This is a genomic window from Rodentibacter caecimuris (assembly GCF_001019715.1).
In the GTDB taxonomy this organism is placed as follows: Bacteria; Pseudomonadota; Gammaproteobacteria; order Enterobacterales; family Pasteurellaceae; genus Rodentibacter; species Rodentibacter caecimuris.
The window spans coordinates 1,075,450-1,097,167 of record NZ_BBXJ01000001.1 but is presented as its reverse complement, the minus strand read 5'-3'; the positions used below and the strand labels follow the sequence as shown (position 1 = coordinate 1,097,167).

Here is a 21,718-nt window from a genome sequence, read left to right as displayed (position 1 = left end):
TAAGTCGAGAGGGCGACTAATACAATACCCGCAAGGGAAATACGTCCAGCCTAACCACTTGAAGGCTTTCGAACCTCTCGGCACCATTTGTCGAAAAATGGTGAATTATCGAAAATATCAAGTGGAGAGTCAAAATGACAAATATCATCACCGCCGATTACAACGGCACTCAAGTTTTCTTCCAAGATGACGCATATCTCAATGCAACTGCTATTGCAAAACATTTCAATAAACTTCCTAACGAATGGCTACGTCTAGATAGCACTCAAGAATATATTGATTTACTTTGCAAAAATTTAAATACGGAAAAATCCCGCATTTTAAAAACCACTCGTGGCGTAAATGGTGGCACTTGGCTACACCGCCGTCTCGCTGTTCCATTTGCTCGTTGGTTAAATGTCGAATTTGCCATTTGGTGCGATGAACAAATTGAAAAGATCTTGATAAATAAAAACCAACCAAAACAACTCGCCCTACCCGAGCCGGAAAAGAAATTCACTTTTGAATTTACCGAGTATGAGCTTGAGCAACTTGTTTGGCTATGGTGCGGACATCGCCAAATGAACACACTTTTGGGCGATATGATTGATCCGTTAGATGCCATTGGTTCACGCTTTACCGGCATAGTCATTAGTCATCATCACGAATATCAACGGCAATACAAAGCCACACTCCCAACCATTCAACGCTTGATTGCCCCGTTTAAGCAATCGGACCGTCTGAATTGGACACGGGCAATCAACCTGATTAAACAATAAAACCCAACCAAAACCGACCGCACTTTTCCCCGTGAAAATCGTGTGGCGGTTTCTTGCACCTTAGATTCAGCAAAAGGAACAGAAAATGAGCATTAGAAAGGTAAAAATTACACTGATAGCGTTGGTATTTATCAGCTTGGCGTGGCACTTAGAACTTGGTAATGATTATGACGGAAAAATGGCACCTATACATAGAATTGAACAGGCTTTTTAGGAAAACAAATAATGAAATTAACAAACAAAGAGGACTTAAAAAATGAGTGAAAACAATAACGGCTGGATCAGTGTTGAGGATAGATTGCCGGATAATTTTCAACAAGTTTTATGCTGCAATCATTTATGTATTTTTGTTGCAGAAAGAGTTAATGATAAGTGGTTCACCTTTCCAAGTAACTCTTATGCAAACGTAACATACTGGCAACCTTTGCCGGAACAGCCCAAATAATTAACACGATACGTCGTGCTTGAATGCCAATATAGACATATTTGGACGGTGGTCCAAGAAACTCATAGAACTGTAACGGAAGAGCAAGCGACCGAGATCGTCAACTATTATCTTAAGTACAAAGACAAGACACCTGAACAGCTAAAAGTTGTTGAGGTGCCGGATATTTTGAAGTAGTGGAGAAAATATGGAGCAGACATTAACAGTCAAGCAAGCGGCAAAACTACTGAATTTAAGCTACTCTACTGTTTTTGCCCGTAAAAAAGAATGGGGATTTTTTCAAATGAAATCTTCAAAGATTTGGCTTGTAGAAAAATCAGTTCTTGAACAAAGTAAGAAAAAGAAGAATAATTTATGCCGAGATATACAGGTCGGCGATTCGGAGAAAAGAAAATGTCGATCAGAAAATCAAAAAACGGGATATGGCAAATCGATATTGCCACACCGAGCGGAGAAAGAATTAGATGCTCTGCTAAAACAACTGAAAAAAGGCTCGCGCAAGAATATCACGACAAGTTAAAACACGAACTTTGGCAAGTTGAAAAACTCAACAAAAAGCCGGAAAGAACAATCGAAGAGGCGTTAATTCGTTTCCTCGAGATTTCACAAGGGCAAAAGGATTTCACCACTAAAATCCGCCATGTGGAATATTGGCGTGAGGCATTATCAGGACGGCTACTTAGCTCTTTAACAACCGATGATATTCTAAACGCCCTCCCCACTCACAAAACAGGCACAAAAGAGCCAATTTCTCCTTCCACCCAAAATCGTTACCGCTCCTCTATTATGCGTGTACTATCCCTTGCACAAAAAGCAGGTTGGATTGATAGCATACCGCACATTCCACGCAACAGAGAACCTAAAATAAGAGTACGATGGATAAGCCAAACAAAAGCGCAAAGCTTAATCAATGCATTACAACTGGAATGGATGAAAGATGTCTGCGCATTTGCTCTCGCCACCGGCGCAAGAGCGAGTGAGATCCTCACATTAACATGGGATAAAATTGACATAGAAAGACAAGTAGCCATTGTAACAAGCGATATTGCCAAATCAGGCAAAGCAAGATCTTTGTTATTAGGCGGCGAAGCAATGGCTATTTTGAAAAGGCGAACATTTGAGCGTATTTCACCTTATGTCTTTCACCGTGGAAAAGGAAAACGAATCAGCGAAATTGATGCCTACGATTTCAAACGCGCACTCAAACGGTGCAAAATTGAGAATTTCCGTTTCCATGATTTGCGTCACACCTGGGCGAGCTGGCATGTTCAAAATGGCACCCCATTGATGGTGCTAAAAGATTTGGGGGGTTGGGAAACCTTGGAAATGGTAAAACGTTATGCACATCTCAACGCTGACCATTTGTTGAGATACGCAAACCACGTCAAATTTACGTCAAACTCTGCGATCGACACTTCAAAAATCACCGCAGAAAATGACGAAATAAACGAAAAAAGCACAAATAAAAAAGCCGTAAACCATTGATTTATCAATAACTTACGACTTTTTTTTAAATTTGGTGCCTAGGGTCGGACTCGAACCGACACGGTTATTCACCGGCGGATTTTGAATCCGCTGCGTCTACCAATTTCGCCACCCAGGCTTAGGTACGAGGGAGATTATACGCATATAAAATCCGCTCGCAAGTAAAAACTCAATTTTTTAATTTATTTGATTTAAAATTAAGCAAACTTCTTTTAGCGTTATTACTATATGTTTAGGATAAAAAATATCGCCAAACAAATGCGCTTCCCAGAATACATAATGCCACTAAAATTTGAACCAACCTTTTCTTCGTTAATTTTTCTGCTGCCATCTTCTGAAAATCCCTATTTAGTGTTAAAATCTTTGAGCTAGATCAATTTTACACTATTATTAAAAAAAATCTGAGGGTTAAATGAGAAATTTCGTTTCAGAAACTAAGGCTGGATGCCGTGCTCAATCAATAAGTGGAGCTATTCATTGCCAGGACTGCAGTATTAGCCAACTTTGTATTCCTTTCACATTAAATGAACACGAACTTAATCAATTAGACAATATCATTGAACGAAAAAAGCCCATTCAAAAATCGCAAATATTATTTAAAGCTGGTGATAAGCTGAATTCCATTTATGCAATCCGTTCCGGAACGATTAAAAGTTATACAGTTAGTGAAACAGGTGAAGAACAAATAACCTCTTTTCATTTGCCCGGCGATGTAGTAGGCTTTGATGCGATTACAAATATGAAGCATCCTAGTTTTGCACAAGCCTTAGAAACCTCTATGGTATGTGAGATACCTTTTGATATTTTAGACGAACTTTCAGGAAAAATGCCTAAACTTCGTCATCAGATAATCCGTTTAATGAGTAGTGAAATCAAAAGAGACCAAGAAATGATTTTATTACTTTCTAAAATGAATGCGGAAGAACGCCTTGCCGCATTTATCCATAACCTTTCTAAGCGCTACTCTGCCCGTGGTTTTTCGGCAAAAGAATTTCGTTTAACGATGACTCGTGGTGATATTGGTAACTATCTTGGTTTAACTGTTGAAACAATCAGCCGTCTCTTAGGTCGATTCCAAAAATTAGATGTACTTTCTGTACAAGGAAAATACATTATTATAAATAATATCAATGAATTAATTGAGCTTTCCGGGATAAATAAAACAAAAATCACAATGGCTGAATAAAAGTTGGGCGTGATTTTCACGTTACTTAATTTATTTGCACCAGATCAGTTTTTTAGGGTTCTTTTCTTGTCATATTACAAATTCTTTTTTATGCTATGAGAAGTAATCCAAGGAGGTAGTAATGAAATTTAAAAATATCTTAGTTGTTCTTAATCCGGATAATGAAAAACAATATGCCCTTGCTCGTGCTGTTCGTCTTGTAAAAGAACAAGAAAGTATTGAAAAAATCAAGATTACAACATTATTAACCGTTTATGATTTATCCTATGAAATGACTGCCTTGTTATCTTCTGAAGAACGTGAAGAAATGCACAAGACAGCCATAGAGCAACATCGTCAAGCCGTTCAATTTTATCTGGATAAATATGCTGATCCGCAAATTGAATTTGACTCTCACATTGTTTGGAATAGCAATGAAGCAGAAGGTATTCGTGAAGAAGTTGAAAAAAACCAATATGATTTGGTTGTTAAATATACTAAAGATGAGGAAAGTTTAACCTCTCTTATCTTTACTCCGGTGGATTGGCAACTATTACGCAAATGTCCCGTTCCCGTTCTTATGGTTCGTGATGGTAATTGGAAACATCAGCGCCGAATTCTTATTGCTGTAAACGTATCCGGTGAGCAGGACTATCAAGATGAATTTAATCAAGAACTGGTATCAACCGGGATTTCTCTCGCTGAAAGACTAAACCGTGGTAACGTTCATCTTGTTGCCGCCTATCCTATCACGCCAATTAATATGGCAATTGATTTACCTGAATTTAATACTCAGGGCTATGAAAATGGCGTTCGTGGACAGCATTTAATTAATATGAAAGCATTGCGCCAAAAATTCGGTATTGATGAAGATCATACTCATGTACATGAGGGTTTTCCTGAGGACGTCATCCCAGAAGTGGCACAAAAAATTGAAGCTGAACTTGTAATTCTCGGAACAGTCGGTCGCACCGGTTTGTCCGCCGCATTACTTGGTAATACTGCAGAGCATGTTATCAGCAAATTAAATTGCAATTTACTTGCTATCAAACCCTCCAAATAAAAAGAAGCTTAATTACAAAAAAGTGTGGCTATAAAAATAATTTTTTAAATGACCGCACTTTTTGTGATCTTTGTCACAAATTTAAAAAAAACAACTCGATCATCCTTTACTTTTCTTCTATATTCCCCTACCCAGTTTTAGAGAATGATTTTCATTTAAAGGAGAGAATAATGAAAAAAAATCTGATCTTAGGATTAGCCCTTTTTGTCGGTAGTGTACAAGCTCACGAAGTTTGGGTATCCGCACCTCAGCAGTTAAAAGCAGAGGATATTTTAAAAGCTGAACTTGCTTATGGGGACTACCCTTACGTTGAAAAAATCCCCGAAGCCCGTTTACATATTTTTGCCCCAATGGAAATTATTAACCAAGATGGTGAGCATCAAACCTTGATACAAAAAGGTGAAAATTATCAATATCAATCTGAAAAACCTTTAAAAACCGGTTCTTATTGGGTTACCGCAACCTACAAACCGACTTTTTGGTCACAAAACGCTGAAGGTTGGAGAATGGATAATATTCAAGGGACACCAAATGCAACTTACTGTGAACAAACCCAGATGTTTGGTAAAAGTCTTGTTACTGTAGGAAATCAACCTTTAAATGCAGAAATGGCATTAACCCGAGTAGGATTACCTCTTGAAATTGTCCCGTTGAAAGATCCAAGCAAAGTAAAATCGGGCGAGGCTTTCCCTGTTCAAATTTTCTATAATGATATGCCATTAGCAGGAGAAACAGTGATTGCAACGGCAGATACGGTTATAGTCAAAGATTTAGAGGCAGCAACAAGCCATCGTGAACCTCAAGGCTTTTCTGGAAAAACCGATAATCAAGGGCGAATAAATATCCTCCCGTTAATTGACGGTATTTGGAAAATTAAAGTCGTTCATAAAACGCCATTTGCCGATCAAAATATTTGCCAACAATCGGCAAATTATTCAACCTTAATTCTTCCTGTAGGAAAAGGTTTGGATAAGCTCCCTACAAAACCGGAACATCATCATTAAAAACAAAAAGTGCGGTTAAAATTAACCGCACTTTTTCTCTTCTATTTTTTCCGTTCAAGCCATTTTCCATCAACAAAATCAACAATCCATTTTGTTGCTTTACCCTCTTTTTCAGAAGTTACATATTGCTTTTTCTCTTTACGGCTAAAACGAATAATGGCTTCATTACCCTCAGGATCTTTTTGTGGTGCATCTGCAAGATAAGCCAATTTTTCCGGTAAACGCTCACGATATAATGCCAATTCAGCTACTTTTGCCGGACGTGTTTCACGTGATTTAGGGAAATTATGGGCAGACATAAATACCCCACTTGCGCCATCACGTAGTACAAAATAAGCATCAGATTTTCCACATTTCAATTCAGGGAAATGTACCGGCTCTTCTTTTGGTGGGGCAACCTCTCCATTTTTCAAAATTTTGCGAGTGTTATCGCATTTTGTACAAGCCATATATTTACCGAAACGGCCTAATTTCAAGTGCATATCCGCACCACATTTGTCACACTCAACAACAGGCCCTTCATACCCTTTTATTTTAAAAGAGCCTTCTTCAATCAAATAGCCGTCGCAATTTGGATTATTGCCACAAATATGAATTTTTCTTTCTGCATCAATAATATAGCTGTCCATCGCAGTATCACATTTCGGACAACGTTTGCGTTCCATTAAGGCTTTTGTTTCGGAAGATTCATCTAATACATTCAACAATTCGGCCTCTGGAATTAAGTTAATCGTTGTTTTGCAGCGTTCTTTAATCGGTAAAGCATAACCTGTACAACCCAAAAATACACCGGTACTTGCCGTACGAATTGCCATATTTCTGCCACATGTCGGGCATTTAATCTCTGTTTCAACCAAGCTATTTGGGCGCATACCGCCTTCTAATTCATCTAACTCCGCTTTTGATAATTGATTAGAGAAATCTTTAAAAAATTGATTTAATTCTGTTTTCCAATTCGTAGAACCGGAGGCGATTTGATCAAGCACATTTTCCATATTTGCCGTAAAATCATAGTTCATTAAATCACCAAAAGATTCATTTAAGCGATCCGTAACTATTTCCCCCATTTTCTCAGCATAAAAACGACGATTTTCCGTTCTCACATAGCCACGCTCTTGAATAGTCGAAATAATTGTAGCATAGGTAGAAGGGCGACCTATCCCACGTTTTTCCAACTCTTTTACCAACGCAGCTTCGGTAAAACGCGCCGGAGGTTTAGTAAAATGTTGGCTTGGTTGTACTTCTTTTAGAGTTAATTTCTCTGAAACAGCAACTGAAGGCAATTCTTGATCTTCAGGATTTTTCCCCAGTTGTGGCAGTACTTTTGTCCAACCATCAAAACGTAAAATTCTTCCCTTGGCTTTCAAAGTATAGTCACCTGCAGTAACGGTAAGCGTACTACTATCATATTGTGCAGGCGGCATTTGACAGGCTAAAAATTGACGCCAAATTAAATCGTAAAGACGAACCGCATCTTTTTCCATTCCTTCCAAATGTTCCGGCAAAATGGCTATGTCGGAAGGGCGAATTGCCTCATGGGCTTCCTGTGCATTTTCTTTGCTCGAATAGAAATTAGGTTTTGTCGGCAAATATTGTAAACCAAAGTGTTTTTCAATGTGGTTACGTGCCATATTGAGTGCATCTTGGCTCAAATTTGTAGAGTCCGTACGCATATAGGTAATATAGCCTGCCTCATAAAGACGCTGTGCTAACATCATGGTTTTCTTCACACCAAAACTCAAGCGAGTGCTTGCAGTTTGCTGTAAAGTAGAGGTAATAAAAGGTGCGCGCGGACGTGAACTGGTTGGTTTGGTTTCTAGATTTGTGACAACGTAATCAGAAACGTTCAGAAAATCAACCGCACTTTGAGCATCCTTCTGATTCTTGGGATCAAATTTCTTTCCTTTATAATCGGTAACATCCAACCTAATATTTTCTTTACCTAAAGTTTGGGTGAGAACGCCTACTTCCCAATATTCTTCCGGTTGAAATGCCTTAATTTCACGCTCACGTTCCACTAATAATTTGACTGCAACAGATTGCACACGTCCTGCGGATAAACCTCGTGCAACCTTTTTCCAGAGTAGCGGCGATACCATAAAACCCACCACACGGTCTAAGAAACGGCGTGTTTGTTGAGCGTTCACCCGATCCATATTCAATTGTTCAGGTTTTTCAAAGGCTTGTTTAATCGCATTTTTAGTGATTTCATTAAATACTACACGGCTAAAACGGTCATCATCACCGCCAATCACTTCTCGTAAATGCCATGCAATAGCCTCTCCTTCTCTATCCAAATCGGTGGCAAGATAGACATGATCTGTTTTCTTTGCCAGCGATTTTAATTCCGCTACTACTTTTTCTTTTCCCGGAAGGATTTGATAATTGGCTTTCCAATCGTGATAAGGATCAATCCCCATGCGTTTAACTAAAGCGCTACGTTCTTTTTCTGCTTTAATTTTCGCTTTTTCTTCCGCACTCATTCCTTTGGTCGAAATTGGCTTAGCTTTCTCGCCCGTACTTGTTCCCACTGTCGGTAAATCCCGAATGTGTCCCACACTAGATTTCACCACATATTGGCTGCCTAAATATTTATTAATAGTTTTTGCTTTTGCCGGTGACTCAACAATCACCAAAGATTTACTCATTTGATTACCTAATTGACTGGAATTTTGTAAAATTGGCGGTATAGTGCAAAGTTACGTAATCAAAATCAAGTATTTTTTGAAAAAAGGAACATAAATGGACAAACTCAATGCGATTTCCATTTTTTGTAAGGTGGTTGAAACCCAGAGTTTTACTCAAGCAGCATTACAACAAAATATTTCTGTCGCGATGGCGAGTAAATTGGTTTCTCAACTGGAAGAACATCTAAAAACCCGTTTGTTACAACGTACCACAAGAAAAATTATGCCAACTGAAGCCGGTATGATGTATTACCAACGTTGCCAAGGTATTTTACTTGATTTAGATGAAGCTGATGCCAGTATCAGCAATATGACAACAAGTCTGCAAGGCAATCTTCTTATTTCGGTACCGCGTGATTTTGGCTTATTATTTATCTCCCCTAACTTACCTATGTTTATTGCGGCACATCCTAATTTACATATTGAAGTAGAATTTAATGATAAAAAAATCGATCTCCTTGCTGAGGGCTACGACCTTGCTTTACGCATTGGCTACATGCAAGATAGTTCTTTAGTTGCTCGTAAAATCAGTACATCCAGTATTCACTTTGCCGCCTCTCCCCGCTATCTTGAGCGATATGGAATGCCTACAACCCCTAATGACTTAGAACACCATGAAGGATTACTTTATAAAAGCACATTAAATCAAGTGAATTGGCAAGGTGCACGACCAAATCAAACACAACGTTTTAAAATTAAATCGAAAGTTGTGAGCAATAACGGACTAGCACTATTGGATATGGCAAAGGCAGGACTTGGAATTGTGAATTTACCCCGTTTTATTCTAGCTGATGCCTTTGAAAGCGGCGAATTAGTGGAAATTTTACCGGAATACAAACAGCAAGAATTGGAAATTCACATAGTGTACCCAAACCGCCGACACTTACCGGCAAAAGTACGGGCCTTTATTGATTTTTTGGCGAGTTTAGGGCTTTGTTCTGAAATTTAATTTGGGGTTTATTTGTAGGAATACACGGCGAGTGTCCATTTTTGTTGTCGCTTTTGTTCAGCTCCGCAAAGGCAAACGGTCAGATTTCTAAATTTTAGAAAAACTCGACCGCTTGAACGACATGTTATCAAGTTGATTTTTAAAGAACAAAAAAACAAGCATTTTGAAAATAAAATTCCATCCTAAAACAGTAGTGGTAGGTTAGGATGAGACCGTAGCATTTCTAAAATATTTAGAAAACTATTATTTTTTATTAAGCCTACTTTACTAAAGTTTTAAAACCTGCAAACAGCATAGCTGTTTTTTTGTGAACATGTATTAGTTTTGCCAAAATCCCGCAATAATTTCCTTCTTAGGATTCATATACAAATACAATGCACCATACCCAAAAATATAATTTTTCCTAAACAAATCACTAGGCATTCCTGATTCATCAATTTGCATAAAAAATTCATAATTATCTTTATTGAGGGCATCCGTATATATATCATCTTCTTGAATCAGTATCGGTTTTCTTCCGATAACAATAGAATGATATGGTTCATCTAACTCTTCAAAGTCATCGCCAAAATCAAAATTTTTTTGGTTCTCTTCTCGTACAGAATAATAGTTACTTTCTAATGTACTATAATTGGTGATAGACATTCGAGTTAGGTCTGGATTGTTAAATAATGGTTCTAGACTTTCTGGGCTGAATACATGTGTTATAACTTTAATCGAACAGTTAGGGTAGATATTTTTATCATTCATTACTTCAAAATTTTTAGGTGTAAAAATAGAAAACATTATTCTTTCTTTGTTTGGATATGGTAGGGTTGCATAAAAATAATACTCTGTACTTACCATTGAAATTAGTGACTCTGGAATATTTCCGCCTATACGCCCTAAATAGTTTGGATCATATTCAACAACATCGCTGTAATATTCGTTATTCATAATTTTACCCTCTACAAGAAATAATGTTATTAGCTTTTACGAAATCTATGGTTTGAGATCTTAGGTCATTTACATATTTAGTTGCTAAAGATTTAGCTGCTCGTTTATCAATTCCTCTTCCTACTAAATCTTCAGCTATTGCTCGTCTAGTAAGAGCAGCATTTTTATTAATATTTGACAATGCAGATTGCTTTCTAAGTGTAGCAGAATCATGTAGTCCATATTTTCGCAAATTATTTATGGATTTATGTAATGGATCATTGTTAATAGCAATAGCAGGATTTTTTCTAGATAAGCCACTTCCACGTTTAGCTAATCCATTTTGTTCCAGCCAACCCACTAACCATTGCCCTGAAACAACATTTGCGGGTCAAGAAGATTCGGTTGCTACATTTTCTCTTTTTGTGTAACGGCTATATAATTTCCTACTTTCACCGAAAAATCACCTCAAAATTAACCGCACTTTTAGGATTTTCTACCATAAAAAAGAAGCTACACATCGACTAAAATCAAAATTGCCGCTTCGCCACCCCATTCTCTCGGAGCCTGATGTAACGCGCGTACTTTTGGATGTTGAACAAGCCAGCGTGGAATTTGCTTTTTCAAGGTGAAAGTCCCATAACCGGTCATAATACTGGCACAATTCACACGCTCATTTTCGCAAGCAAGCAGTAAAGCGGCGAGTTCCATTTTTGCCTGTTCACGCGTTAAACCGTGCAAATCCAAAAAGAGTTCAGGAGAAAAATCCCCTCGGCGTAATTGTTTCAACAAATGAGAATCCTCACCCTCACGAAGGTATTTTACGATCCCGTCATTTTCATTGAGTAACGGTTCATATTCATCGGAAAAATAAAATAAGGTATCCTCTTTTTCACGAATATCACGCAAATTAGACTTTTTTTGACCACTCTTTTGACGTGGGGCTACAAAAGTATCTTGTTTAATTGGCTTAATACCTTTCGTTTCAGCACGAAATAACTCAAATTCGTCTTGCATTTTTTCTCACTCATTTCAAATTTTACGTATCATATCATAGTTATAAACCGCCTTATGTGGTATAACTACGCAAATTTTTTCACAAGGAAAATATGATGGAAACCACATATAACCAAGAATTAGTGGCAACAATTTTAGAAGATAACGTTGCCCATGAACTTCATACCATTCAAGATTTTCTCCGTTGGACGTATAGCATTTTTAACCGTTCCGATATTTACTATGGGCAGGGCTATGATAATGCTTGGGATGAAAGCCTTCAACTGGTGCTTGCCGGTTTGCAATTGCCCATTGATCTCCCCACTGAATTATTCCATAGCCGCTTAACCCCGTCAGAAAAAGAAAGCCTCATTCAATTGGTTTTAACCCGTATCGAACAACGTGTCCCCGTTGCTTATCTAACAAATAGTGCGTGGTTTTGCGGTCATGAATTTTATGTGGATGAACGCACAATTATTCCACGTTCGCCAATTAGCTCACTCATTCAGGATTGCTTTGACGGATTGGTGGAACAAACACCACAACACATTCTTGATCTTTGTACCGGCAGTGCCTGTATTGCGATTGCCTGTGCTTATGCTTTCCCAGAAGCGGAAGTGGATGCAGTGGATTTATCCTTTGATGCCCTCAATGTTGCAGAAATCAATATTGGCCGTCATCAAATGGAACACCGTGTTTTCCCGATTCAATCAAATTTATTTGAGAATATTCTTGGTCAAAAATACGATCTTATTGTGACAAATCCGCCTTATGTAGATGAAGAAGATCTTGCCGATATGCCGGAAGAATTTCATTTTGAACCTGAGCTAGCCTTGGGCTCAGGTAAAGACGGTTTGGACATTACCAAACAAATTCTAAAACAAGCGCCTGATTATTTAACGGAAAACGGTGTATTGATTTGTGAGGTGGGAAATAGCATGGTAAGCCTAATTGAACAATATCCTGATGTGCCATTCAAATGGGTTGAGCTTAAAAATGGTGGTTTAGGAGTATTTGCCATCACTCGGGAAGAATTGGTGAAATACCAAGATTTGTTTTAACTTAAAGAGCGGTCAAAATTCTCTTTGAATTTCAACCGCTCTTTCTTTCCGAAAGTTGCTACTTTACTTCCAATTCCACATTATCAAACAATTTTTTCACGGCATTATTATCACGTAACTGTTCGGCTTTTTCCACCATTGGGCGAGTCAGATGTGGTGAGAAATATTCGATAAAATCATACATATAGTTACGTAGAAACGTGCTTTGTTTAAAAGCGATTTGTGTCATACTGGAACGGAATAAATGACTGGCATCAATAGCAACAAGATCATTATCAAGCTCGGTATGTGCCATACTTGCCATAATCCCTACTCCCAACCCTAAACGTACATAGGTTTTTATCACATCTGCATCGGTAGCGGTAAAAACAATATTAGGCAAAATTCCGGCAGCATTAAAGGCGTAATCCAAATCCGATACCCCTGTAAAACCAAAAGTATAGGTGACAAGTGGGTATTTCCCGAGTTCTTCAATCGTTAAATTTTTTACTTTTGCCAAAGGATGATCCAATTTCACGATAGCCGAGCGATTCCATAAATAACAAGGTAATTGAATGAGATCGTCAAACAAATAGGGAGCCTCAGTGGTAATCGCCAAATCCACTTCACCGGACATTAGGGCATCATGAATTTGTGTCGGTGAGCCTTGATGAATATGTAAACTTACATCGGGATATTGTTTAGAAAAGCGTTCAACGACCGAAGGTAACATATAGCGTGCTTGCGTGTTTGTGGTCGCAATACGCAACACACCATGATCCGGACGGGTATATTCATTGGCGACAGATTTAATACTTTCCGCTTTTACCAACAATTCCCTAGCTATGGAAATAATTTTTTTCCCAGCCGGAGTAACGGATTTTATATGTTTTCCATTTCGTTCAAAAATTTCTAAACCTAATTCATCTTCCAACAAGCGCACTTGTTTGCTGATGCCCGGTTGTGACGTATAAAGTGCATTTGCCGCATCCGTCACATTTAAATTTTGATTCACTATTTCCAGAATATAGCGAAGTTGTTGCATTTTCATCGCAGATACCTATTTTTTATTTTTATAGCGTTTTCCTAATTCAGTGTAACGTTTCACTGCTTTACGAATTTGTCCGGATTTTGGTCGGCGGCGAGACTTTGTCACATCAAGTTTGCTTTCCGTCTCCGGCGGTAATCCCACTAATTCACGCAGATAGTTCACCTTCTCAAGATCCATTTCTTCCCATCCGCCCCGCGGTAAGCCTTTCATTAATTTGATATTTCCATAACGAATACGAATCAAGCGACTGACTTGAATACCTTGAGACTCCCATAAACGGCGCACTTCACGATTGCGTCCTTCCATCAATGTGACTTCATACCACTGGTTCATTCCCACGCCACCGATAAATTTAATTTCTTTGAAATTTGCCGGACCATCTTCAAGCTGAACACCTTTGCGTAAACGGGCTAACATAACATCATCCACTTGTCCGAATACACGGACGGAATACTCACGTTCTACCTCTCGGCTAGGATGCATAAGCCGATTTGCCAGTTCACCGTCAGTGGTAAATAACAATAGACCGGAAGTGTTAATATCTAAACGCCCCACAGCAATCCAACGCGCGCCATTCAAGCGTGGCAAACGATCGAATACCGTTGCACGTCCTTCCGGATCGCTACGGGTACAAAGTTCACCTTCCGGTTTGTAATACATCAATACACGACACATTTCTTTTTGCGCCTGTTGAAGATTAATAATACGACCGTCAATACGTACTTTCACACCGGAATGGACATCAATTCGATCACCAAGTGTCGCTATTTTTCCATCCACACTCACCCGATTTTCAGCAATCATTGCCTCAATTTCACGACGAGATCCTTGCCCTGCACGCGCGAGAACTTTCTGTAATTTTTCCCCCTCAATTTTCGTGTTAGATGATGAGGATGTTTGGCGTTTCGTTAGGGCTTTATGCTCAGAATGTACTGTACTTTGCTTCTTTTTGTGCTCAAAGTGCGGTCGGTTTTCACTCTGTTTTTTGATATTTTTGTTGGATTGATTGATTTTCATCTTATTTCCTTTGTCGCTTTCACAAGCGTCTTGTATAAATTTAAATTAAATAAATGGTTCGCTAGAACCGCTTCCTTCACGTAAAATAACCGGTGTATCTTCTGTTAAATCCACCACCGTTGTCGGCGCTTGCCCTAAATACCCTCCATGAATAATTAACTCCACTTGATGTTCCAGACGTTCCCGAATTTCTTCCGGATCGGATTGTGTTATATGCTCTTCCCCCGGTAACATAAGTGAGCAGGAAAGAATCGGCTCACCTAATGCCGCTAATAAATCTAAGGCGATCTGATTATCCGGCACCCGTAAACCAATGGTTTTACGTTTTGATGTCATCAAACGACGCGGCAGTTCTTTAGTTGCCGTCAGGATAAAAGTATAACGTCCCGGCGTATTATTTTTAATTAAACGATAAGCAACATTACTCACGGTTGCATAATTAGAAAGCTCGGATAAATCACGACACACCAAGGTGAAATTATGCCCTTCCGGCAATTTGCGAATCGCAATAATACGATCCATCGCATGTTTATCTCCAAGCATACAACCTAATGCATAACCGGAATCTGTAGGGTACACAATCACGCCGCCTTTACGCAAAATATCTACCGCTTGGTTGATTAAACGTGCTTGTGGATTGTCAGGATGAATATAAAAAAATTGGCTCATAATTTTTTCCTTAAAATAAGCTTGAGATTATACACCTTTTAATCATGACGTTATAACAACTTGTTATAAAAAAACCGCACTTTGAATACATTGGCAAAGTGCGGTCATTTCTTAAATGTGTTTTTATTTTAATAATGTTCTTAATGCCGAACCAATCTCCGCTAAACTTCTTACTGTTTTAACCCCTGCTGCTTCAAGGGCGGCGATTTTATCCTCAGCAGAGCCTTTACCACCACTAATAATTGCCCCAGCATGCCCCATTCGTTTGCCTTTCGGAGCGGTAACGCCGGCAATATAGCCAACCATCGGTTTGGTGACATGGGCTTTAATATAAGCCGCTGCTTCTTCCTCTGCGGAACCACCGATCTCACCAATCATTACAATGGCTTCGGTTTCGGGATCATCTTGGAAACGTTTTAAAATATCAATGAAACTTGAGCCCGGAATCGGATCGCCACCTATTCCCACACAAGTGGATTGCCCAAAGCCTTCATCAGTGGTTTGTTTTACTGCTTCATAAGTTAATGTTCCGGAACGGGAAACAATACCGACTTTGCCTTTTTTATGAATATGCCCCGGCATAATACCGATTTTGCATTCATCCGGCGTAATAATGCCCGGACAATTAGGCCCAATCATAATCACACCGGTTTCATTTAATTTTTGTTTCACCGTAAGCATATCCAAAGTTGGGATACCTTCTGTGATACAAATAATTAATTGAATGCCAGCATCAATGGCTTCTAGGATGGCATCTTTACAAAATGCCGCCGGCACATAAATCATTGTCGCTGTCGCACCGGTAGTCTCCACCGCCTCTCTTACCGTGTTAAAAACCGGTAATCCCAAATGCGTACTTCCTCCTTTATTAGGGGATACACCGCCTACCATTTTTGTGCCATAAGCCAATGCTTGCTCGGAATGGAACGTACCCTGTGTACCGGTGAAACCTTGGCAAATAACTTTAGTATCTTTATTAATTAAGATCGACATAATTACGCTCCTTTTGCCGCTTTTACTACAGCTTGTGCAGCATCTTTTAAACTATTTTCAACAATAAGATTTACCCCACTGTCTGACAGGATTCTACGCCCTAACTCAACATTTGTTCCTTCTAAACGCACTACAACAGGAACATTTATCCCAACTTCTTTGATAGCGGCAATAACCCCTTCGGCAATTAAATCACAACGAACAATTCCTCCGAAAATATTGACTAAAATGGCTTTTACCCCCTTATCTGTCAAAATAATTTTGAAGGCCTCAGTAACCCGTTCTTTTGTCGCACCGCCCCCGACATCGAGGAAATTTGCTGGATTTCCGCCATAAAGTTTCACCATATCCATCGTTCCCATGGCAAGCCCCGCACCGTTTACCATACAACCGATATCCCCTTCTAAGGCGACATAATTGAGTTGATGTTTTTCCGCTTCGGCCTCTCGTAAATCGCTTTGGCTTAAATCTTGGAAAGCCAGTAAATCCTTATGGCGAAACAACGCATTATCGTCAATCGTCATTTTGGCATCCAAACACAGTAACTGACCTTGCTTTGTCACCACTAGCGGATTAACTTCTAAAAGCGAAAGATCTTTTTCTATAAATAACTTCGCTAATTGTACAAATGCATGAGCAAACTGTTTATTTTGTTCTCCGCTTAAACCTAATTTAAATGCTAATTCTCTGCCTTGATACGGCATACCGCCAAATAACGGATCAATGGCGACTTTATGAATCAAATGAGGCGTTTCGCGAGCGACATCTTCAATATTCATTCCACCAGCGGAAGATGCCATAAAGATAATTTGTTGTGAAGAACGATCAATCACTGCACCAAGATAAAGTTCTTGAGCAATATCACAGGTTTCCTCAATATAGATACTATTTACCGGTTGGCCTTGTTTATCGGTTTGGAAAGTTACCAAACGATTTCCCAGCCATTGATGGGCAAAAGATCGGGCTTCTTCCGCATTATGTACCAGTTTTACACCACCGGCTTTTCCTCGACCTCCGGCATGAACTTGGCATTTTGCGATCCAACGATCACCGTTAAGTTGGAAAAGCGCCATGGCGGCATCATCCGCCGAATGACAAATAATCCCTTCACTCACCGGTAGATCATATTCTTTAAAAAGCTGTTTTGCTTGATATTCGTGTAAATTCATAAGGTTTACCTGCTTTTTTCTGGTTATTTAGGATATGTGAAAATAGTCATCTTTTCGTCGAAAAATAAAAATGCGATCAAAATTGACCGCACTTTTACTCTAAATTTCCAATAATAATCTTGTCGGATCTTCCAATAATTCTTTAACGGCGACAAGGAAACCAACGGATTCTTTACCGTCAATTAAACGGTGATCATAAGACAACGCCAGATACATCATTGGACGAATGACAACTTCCCCATTCAATGCGATCGGTCTCTCTTTAATCGCATGCATGCCTAGAATCGCACTCTGCGGTGGATTAATAATCGGGGTGGACATTAATGAACCAAACACCCCACCATTAGTAATAGTGAAATTTCCACCGGTTAAATCTTCCACCGTTAACTTGCCATCACGACCTTTTTCTGCCAGTGCTTTAATTTGTTTTTCGATTTCCGCCATACTTAGTTTATCGCAGTTACGTAACACCGGTGTAACCAAACCGCGAGGGGTAGAAACAGCGATACTAATATCAAAGTAATTATGGTAAACAATATCATCGTCATCAATAGAAGCATTTACTTCCGGATAACGTTTTAACGCTTCGACCACAGCTTTAATATAGAACGACATAAAACCTAAACGTACATCATGCTGTTTTTCAAATTTTTCACCGTAGGTTTTACGCAATTTCATTATCGGTTGCATATCCACTTCATTAAATGTCGTGAGCATTGCAGTGCTGTTTTTGGCTTCAAGTAAACGCTCTGCAATGCGTTTGCGTAAACGCGTCATTGGAACGCGTTTTTCAGAACGAGACTGGTAAGCCACGGTACTGATGGTATTCTGTTCTGTTGCCACCTCTTGTTTTGCTTTTTGCGCATCCCGTTTCGCAATTTCACGTTCAATATCTTCACGGGTTAATCGACCTCCTACACCGGAGCCCTGAATTTGAGAGGCATCAAGATCATGTTCCGCCAGCAAACGTCTGATTGCAGGCCCGTGATCATCAGCATTGTGTTGACTATTTTCAATGGCTGAATGATGGCGATCTGCCGGTGTCGGTTCATTTGATTCATTGATCTTTGTCGTACTAACATCACCTGCTTGAGCTTTGGAAAGTTTACCGAGTAGTTGTTTGCTAACTACCGTTGCGCCTTCGGCTTCTAAAATTTCCGTAATCACACCATCGGACTGAGCCGGTACTTCTAACACGACTTTATCCGTTTCAATTTCAACTAATACTTCGTCACGTTTTACTGTATCCCCTACTTTTTTATGCCATGTTGCCACAGTGGCATCCGCAACGGATTCGGGTAAATCTGGAACGAGAACTTCGATTGTCATGGTCGTTTTTCCTTTACTATTTTTTCTCATGTGGGTTTTAGCCCACCATTTTGGTTACTCTTATTAGTGGATCATTCCACTCATGAAAACATGCAAATTTTTCACCGCACTTTACAATGTCAATGCATCTTCCACCAATTGTTTTTGCTGTTTGATGTGTAATGACATATAACCAACCGCCGGTGAAGCTGAAGCTGGACGCCCCGCATATTTGAGTTTGAGATCCTCAGGGATAGAACTTTCAAAATTATGTTTACAGTTATACCAAGCGCCTTGATTAAGCGGTTCTTCTTGACACCATACATAATCTTTTACATGAGCATAAGGCTCAAGCGCTTTCTTCACATCTTCATGCGGATAAGGATAAAGTTGTTCAATTCGGATAATTGCCACATCGGTTTGATTATTGGCTCGGCGCTGTTCCAGTAAATCGTAATAGACTTTTCCTGAACACATCACAATGCGTTTAATACCTTTTGGATCCAGTTCGTCCGTTTCACCAATTACCGTCAGGAATGAACCATTAACCAGTTCGTCCAAACTTGATACGGCTAACGGGTGGCGCAATAAGGATTTTGGAGAAATCGCAATTAACGGACGGCGCATTTTACGTAAAGCCTGACGGCGTAACATATGATAAACCTGTGCAGGCGTAGAAGGGATACAAACCTGTATATTTTGCTCTGCGCAAAGTTGCAGATAACGCTCCAAACGTGCGGAAGAATGCTCCGGTCCCTGACCTTCATAACCATGAGGTAACAACATGACTAAACCGCACATTCTGTTCCATTTTTGTTCTCCAGAACTGATAAATTGATCGATCACAATTTGTGCTCCGTTTGCAAAATCACCAAATTGTGCTTCCCAAATCGTTAGAGTTTTCGGATCAGCCGTGGCATAACCATATTCAAAAGCAAGCACCGATTCTTCCGAAAGTACCGAATCCCATACTTCGAAACGTCCTTGGTTGGCATGCAAATGCGTGAGCGGAACATAGCCGGTACCATCATTTTGGTTATGTACTACGGCGTGACGATGGAAGAAAGTACCCCGTCCCGCATCTTCACCTGATAAACGAACGTTTACCCCTTCATCAAGCAAGGTTGCATATGCCATGGTTTCCGCCATACCCCAGTCAAGCAATTTTTCACCTTGATACATGGCTTTACGATCATGGTAAATTTTTTCAACACGTGGGTGAGGACGTAAACTTTCCGGATATTCGCATATCCGTTTTGCTAACGTGATAAAACGATCTTGCGGGAATTTACTTTCATAAGGCGCTGTCCAATCATAATTGAGATATTGCAACCAATCCATTTTTGCCGTATCCATTTCACGCCATTCAGCTACAACGCGTTCGCCATTATCTAAGCCGTCACGATATACGTTCATCATTTCTATGGCTTGCTCTTCGCTAATCACACCTTCTTTTACCAAACGATCTGCATAAACCTGACGTGGTGTCGGATGTTTTTTAATAATGCTGTACATCATTGGTTGTGTCGCTAAAGGCTCATCGGCTTCATTGTGTCCGTGGCGACGATAAGAAATCAAATCAATGAAAATATCCCGTTTAAACAAACTGCGATATTCCACTGCCATACGGGCGGCAAAAGCAACAGCCTCCGGATCATCACCATTTACGTGGATGATCGGTGCTTGAATCATTTTCGCAATGTCCGTGCAGTATTCTGTGGAGCGAGTGTCATTTGGGTTAGACGTGGTAAAACCGATTTGGTTATTGATCACAATACGAATCGTCCCACCAACCGTATAACCACGAGCATTCGACATATTTAAGGTTTCTTGTACAACACCTTGACCAGCGACGGCCGAATCACCATGAACGGTTACCGCCAATACTTGTGAACGTTCTATATCATTTTTCTTAGTTTGGCGTGAGCGGACTGCACCAATAACAACCGGGCTAACAATTTCTAAATGCGACGGGTTAAATGCAAGGGTTAAGTGAACATGGCTTTCACCAACTGCAAAATCAGACGAAAAACCTTGGTGATATTTTACATCTCCGGTACGATCGCCCGAGTGTTTACCGGCAAACTCATCAAATAAATCTTTTGGTTTTTTACCCAGCACATTCACCAGCATATTTAAACGCCCACGGTGTGCCATTCCCATCATCACATCTTTAACACCTTGTTTACCTGCGTGACGAATAATTTCTTTCATTAATGGGATAAAAGCATCACTTCCCTCCAAAGAGAAACGTTTTGCCCCTGGGAATTTTGCACCAAGATAACGTTCCAACCCATCTGCAGCCGTCAATTCATTAAGAAAATTCACTTTTTCTTCATGGCTAAAGAGCGGTTGATTTAAGCGGCTTTCTAATTTATTTTGAAGCCACATTTTTTGTTCCATATCCTGTACATGCATAAATTCTAAACCGATAGGACCACAGTAGGTCTCTTTCAGCATTGTATTTAAATCGGCTAGTTTAATGGTGTCTCGTTGATAAACGTAGTGGTTAATATTGAAAGTTTCGTTGAGATCTTGTTCGGTAAAACCGTGATAACGATAATCCAATTCAGGCACATTTGATACTTTCCAACGATAATAATTGAGGGGATCAAGTTTTGCTTCCAAATGACCACGGAAACGGTAGGCATTGATAAATTGTAATACTTTTACTAATTTTGCACTTGCTTCCGGATCAATCACTGTCACGGCTTCAGTGCTATTTTCACGGGCTAAACGTCGGAAATAATCACGCACCGGCGAATGCGGTTGTTCAACCGTAGTTGATTTGGGTAAAGAATCAAAGGTTGTTTTCCAGCTTTTATCAATAGAATTCGGATCGTCTAAATAACGCTCATATAATTCTTCGATATAGGCTTGGTTTGCGCCACCGAATGCGGTTGTTGCCAACCATTCATCAAAATCTTTATTTGGTTGCATGTTTACCTCAAATAATATGATCGATTAATTTCTCTTCCATTATACATAGGATTGAATTGGAAAA

21 protein-coding genes and 1 tRNA gene are annotated in these 21,718 nt (G+C 39.5%); 10 read left to right on the top strand and 12 right to left on the bottom strand.

The window, feature by feature from the left end:
* Nucleotides 1-134: 134 nt before the first annotated feature.
* From PNEUHYL_RS13405 to PNEUHYL_RS05240, 5 genes are all read left to right on the top strand, one after another.
* On the top strand, nucleotides 135-758 hold the full coding sequence (locus tag PNEUHYL_RS13405; RefSeq protein ID WP_077663979.1) for a P22AR C-terminal domain-containing protein: 624 nt from the start codon (nucleotides 135-137) through the stop codon (nucleotides 756-758).
* 85 nt (nucleotides 759-843) lie between these two features.
* Nucleotides 844-972, top strand: a complete 129-nt coding sequence (locus tag PNEUHYL_RS13695) for a hypothetical protein (RefSeq protein ID WP_255204519.1) — start codon at nucleotides 844-846, stop codon at nucleotides 970-972.
* 42 nt (nucleotides 973-1,014) lie between these two features.
* Nucleotides 1,015-1,203 (top strand): DUF551 domain-containing protein, encoded by a 189-nt coding sequence (locus tag PNEUHYL_RS05250; protein WP_059366176.1) that lies wholly within the window; start codon nucleotides 1,015-1,017, stop codon nucleotides 1,201-1,203.
* 187 nt (nucleotides 1,204-1,390) lie between these two features.
* Complete coding sequence (locus tag PNEUHYL_RS05245) at nucleotides 1,391-1,723, top strand: DNA-binding protein (protein WP_239690314.1); 333 nt, start codon at nucleotides 1,391-1,393, stop codon at nucleotides 1,721-1,723.
* A complete protein-coding gene (locus tag PNEUHYL_RS05240) occupies nucleotides 1,624-2,688 on the top strand; it encodes a tyrosine-type recombinase/integrase (protein ID WP_239690315.1) in 1,065 nt (354 codons plus the stop codon). The genes PNEUHYL_RS05245 and PNEUHYL_RS05240 overlap by 100 nt, the downstream gene beginning before the upstream one ends.
* Nucleotides 2,689-2,720: 32 nt before the next feature.
* Here the strand turns inward: PNEUHYL_RS05240 and PNEUHYL_RS05235 are convergent.
* Nucleotides 2,721-2,806, bottom strand: a tRNA-Leu gene (locus tag PNEUHYL_RS05235).
* A 294-nt stretch (nucleotides 2,807-3,100) separates the two neighbouring features.
* Between PNEUHYL_RS05235 and PNEUHYL_RS05230 the strand changes: the two genes are divergently transcribed.
* The 3 genes from PNEUHYL_RS05230 to PNEUHYL_RS05220 all read left to right on the top strand — a co-directional run bounded on the left by PNEUHYL_RS05230 (nucleotide 3,101) and on the right by PNEUHYL_RS05220 (nucleotide 5,920).
* Nucleotides 3,101-3,874 carry an FNR family transcription factor gene (locus PNEUHYL_RS05230; protein ID WP_059366174.1) on the top strand — a complete coding sequence of 258 codons (774 nt, stop codon included), beginning with the start codon at nucleotides 3,101-3,103 and terminating at the stop codon, nucleotides 3,872-3,874.
* 121 nt (nucleotides 3,875-3,995) lie between these two features.
* A complete protein-coding gene (uspE, locus tag PNEUHYL_RS05225; protein ID WP_059366173.1) occupies nucleotides 3,996-4,916 on the top strand; it encodes a universal stress protein UspE in 921 nt (306 codons plus the stop codon).
* A gap of 170 nt (nucleotides 4,917-5,086) precedes the next feature.
* Entirely contained in the window at nucleotides 5,087-5,920 is an 834-nt protein-coding gene (locus PNEUHYL_RS05220; RefSeq protein WP_059366172.1) for a DUF4198 domain-containing protein, read from the top strand.
* A gap of 41 nt (nucleotides 5,921-5,961) precedes the next feature.
* Here the strand turns inward: PNEUHYL_RS05220 and topA are convergent, their stop codons facing one another.
* Nucleotides 5,962-8,568: a type I DNA topoisomerase gene (topA, locus tag PNEUHYL_RS05215; RefSeq protein WP_059366171.1), complete on the bottom strand. Its 2,607-nt coding sequence runs from the start codon at nucleotides 8,566-8,568 to the stop codon at nucleotides 5,962-5,964.
* 94 nt (nucleotides 8,569-8,662) lie between these two features.
* Here topA and PNEUHYL_RS05210 point away from each other — a divergent pair, with 94 nt between their 5' ends.
* A complete protein-coding gene (locus tag PNEUHYL_RS05210) occupies nucleotides 8,663-9,556 on the top strand; it encodes a LysR family transcriptional regulator (RefSeq protein WP_059366170.1) in 894 nt (297 codons plus the stop codon).
* A 318-nt stretch (nucleotides 9,557-9,874) separates the two neighbouring features.
* On the opposite strand, the gene PNEUHYL_RS05205 is transcribed toward PNEUHYL_RS05210, so the two are convergent.
* The 3 genes from PNEUHYL_RS05205 to smrB form a co-directional block, all read right to left on the bottom strand.
* Nucleotides 9,875-10,492, bottom strand: a complete 618-nt coding sequence (locus PNEUHYL_RS05205; protein WP_059366169.1) for a hypothetical protein — start codon at nucleotides 10,490-10,492, stop codon at nucleotides 9,875-9,877.
* 4 nt (nucleotides 10,493-10,496) lie between these two features.
* Nucleotides 10,497-10,832 (bottom strand): hypothetical protein, encoded by a 336-nt coding sequence (locus PNEUHYL_RS05200; RefSeq protein ID WP_059366168.1) that lies wholly within the window; start codon nucleotides 10,830-10,832, stop codon nucleotides 10,497-10,499.
* A 152-nt stretch (nucleotides 10,833-10,984) separates the two neighbouring features.
* Nucleotides 10,985-11,488, bottom strand: a complete 504-nt coding sequence (smrB, locus tag PNEUHYL_RS05195; protein ID WP_059366167.1) for an endonuclease SmrB — start codon at nucleotides 11,486-11,488, stop codon at nucleotides 10,985-10,987.
* A 95-nt stretch (nucleotides 11,489-11,583) separates the two neighbouring features.
* Here smrB and prmB point away from each other — a divergent pair, with 95 nt between their 5' ends.
* On the top strand, nucleotides 11,584-12,528 hold the full coding sequence (gene prmB, locus PNEUHYL_RS05190; protein ID WP_059366166.1) for a 50S ribosomal protein L3 N(5)-glutamine methyltransferase: 945 nt from the start codon (nucleotides 11,584-11,586) through the stop codon (nucleotides 12,526-12,528).
* Nucleotides 12,529-12,586: 58 nt separating this feature from the next.
* Here prmB and cysB read toward each other — a convergent pair whose 3' ends face one another.
* The 7 genes from cysB to sucA form a co-directional block, all read right to left on the bottom strand.
* Nucleotides 12,587-13,558 carry an HTH-type transcriptional regulator CysB gene (gene cysB / locus PNEUHYL_RS05185; protein WP_059366165.1) on the bottom strand — a complete coding sequence of 324 codons (972 nt, stop codon included), beginning with the start codon at nucleotides 13,556-13,558 and terminating at the stop codon, nucleotides 12,587-12,589.
* Nucleotides 13,559-13,567: 9 nt separating this feature from the next.
* The gene (rluB, locus tag PNEUHYL_RS05180; protein WP_418066640.1) at nucleotides 13,568-14,548 is read right to left on the bottom strand and encodes a 23S rRNA pseudouridine(2605) synthase RluB; all 981 of its coding nucleotides are present in this window, start codon (nucleotides 14,546-14,548) and stop codon (nucleotides 13,568-13,570) included.
* Nucleotides 14,549-14,620: 72 nt separating this feature from the next.
* Nucleotides 14,621-15,244 (bottom strand): L-threonylcarbamoyladenylate synthase, encoded by a 624-nt coding sequence (locus PNEUHYL_RS05175; protein WP_059366164.1) that lies wholly within the window; start codon nucleotides 15,242-15,244, stop codon nucleotides 14,621-14,623.
* A gap of 123 nt (nucleotides 15,245-15,367) precedes the next feature.
* The gene (gene sucD, locus PNEUHYL_RS05170) at nucleotides 15,368-16,237 is read right to left on the bottom strand and encodes a succinate--CoA ligase subunit alpha (RefSeq protein ID WP_059366163.1); all 870 of its coding nucleotides are present in this window, start codon (nucleotides 16,235-16,237) and stop codon (nucleotides 15,368-15,370) included.
* Nucleotides 16,238-16,239: 2 nt separating this feature from the next.
* The gene (sucC, locus tag PNEUHYL_RS05165; protein ID WP_059366162.1) at nucleotides 16,240-17,406 is read right to left on the bottom strand and encodes an ADP-forming succinate--CoA ligase subunit beta; all 1,167 of its coding nucleotides are present in this window, start codon (nucleotides 17,404-17,406) and stop codon (nucleotides 16,240-16,242) included.
* 99 nt (nucleotides 17,407-17,505) lie between these two features.
* Entirely contained in the window at nucleotides 17,506-18,735 is a 1,230-nt protein-coding gene (gene odhB, locus PNEUHYL_RS05160; RefSeq protein WP_059366161.1) for a 2-oxoglutarate dehydrogenase complex dihydrolipoyllysine-residue succinyltransferase, read from the bottom strand.
* A 111-nt stretch (nucleotides 18,736-18,846) separates the two neighbouring features.
* The gene (gene sucA / locus PNEUHYL_RS05155) at nucleotides 18,847-21,654 is read right to left on the bottom strand and encodes a 2-oxoglutarate dehydrogenase E1 component (RefSeq protein ID WP_059366160.1); all 2,808 of its coding nucleotides are present in this window, start codon (nucleotides 21,652-21,654) and stop codon (nucleotides 18,847-18,849) included.
* Nucleotides 21,655-21,718 lie beyond the last annotated feature (64 nt).

Excerpts from the sequence above, each read along its gene's own strand:
- PNEUHYL_RS13405 (WP_077663979.1), top strand. The coding sequence starts at position 135 with ATGACAAATATCATCACCGCCGATTACAACGGCACTCAAGTTTTCTTC.
- PNEUHYL_RS13695 (WP_255204519.1), top strand. The coding sequence starts at position 844 with ATGAGCATTAGAAAGGTAAAAATTACACTGATAGCGTTGGTATTTATC.
- PNEUHYL_RS05250 (WP_059366176.1), top strand. The coding sequence starts at position 1,015 with ATGAGTGAAAACAATAACGGCTGGATCAGTGTTGAGGATAGATTGCCG.
- PNEUHYL_RS05245 (WP_239690314.1), top strand. The coding sequence starts at position 1,391 with ATGGAGCAGACATTAACAGTCAAGCAAGCGGCAAAACTACTGAATTTA.
- PNEUHYL_RS05230 (WP_059366174.1), top strand. The coding sequence starts at position 3,101 with ATGAGAAATTTCGTTTCAGAAACTAAGGCTGGATGCCGTGCTCAATCA.
- uspE (WP_059366173.1), top strand. The coding sequence starts at position 3,996 with ATGAAATTTAAAAATATCTTAGTTGTTCTTAATCCGGATAATGAAAAA.
- PNEUHYL_RS05220 (WP_059366172.1), top strand. The coding sequence starts at position 5,087 with ATGAAAAAAAATCTGATCTTAGGATTAGCCCTTTTTGTCGGTAGTGTA.
- topA (WP_059366171.1), bottom strand. The coding sequence starts at position 8,568 with ATGAGTAAATCTTTGGTGATTGTTGAGTCACCGGCAAAAGCAAAAACT.
- PNEUHYL_RS05210 (WP_059366170.1), top strand. The coding sequence starts at position 8,663 with ATGGACAAACTCAATGCGATTTCCATTTTTTGTAAGGTGGTTGAAACC.
- PNEUHYL_RS05205 (WP_059366169.1), bottom strand. The coding sequence starts at position 10,492 with ATGAATAACGAATATTACAGCGATGTTGTTGAATATGATCCAAACTAT.
- smrB (WP_059366167.1), bottom strand. The coding sequence starts at position 11,488 with ATGCAAGACGAATTTGAGTTATTTCGTGCTGAAACGAAAGGTATTAAG.
- prmB (WP_059366166.1), top strand. The coding sequence starts at position 11,584 with ATGGAAACCACATATAACCAAGAATTAGTGGCAACAATTTTAGAAGAT.
- cysB (WP_059366165.1), bottom strand. The coding sequence starts at position 13,558 with ATGAAAATGCAACAACTTCGCTATATTCTGGAAATAGTGAATCAAAAT.
- PNEUHYL_RS05175 (WP_059366164.1), bottom strand. The coding sequence starts at position 15,244 with ATGAGCCAATTTTTTTATATTCATCCTGACAATCCACAAGCACGTTTA.
- sucD (WP_059366163.1), bottom strand. The coding sequence starts at position 16,237 with ATGTCGATCTTAATTAATAAAGATACTAAAGTTATTTGCCAAGGTTTC.
- sucC (WP_059366162.1), bottom strand. The coding sequence starts at position 17,406 with ATGAATTTACACGAATATCAAGCAAAACAGCTTTTTAAAGAATATGAT.
- odhB (WP_059366161.1), bottom strand. The coding sequence starts at position 18,735 with ATGACAATCGAAGTTCTCGTTCCAGATTTACCCGAATCCGTTGCGGAT.
- sucA (WP_059366160.1), bottom strand. The coding sequence starts at position 21,654 with ATGCAACCAAATAAAGATTTTGATGAATGGTTGGCAACAACCGCATTC.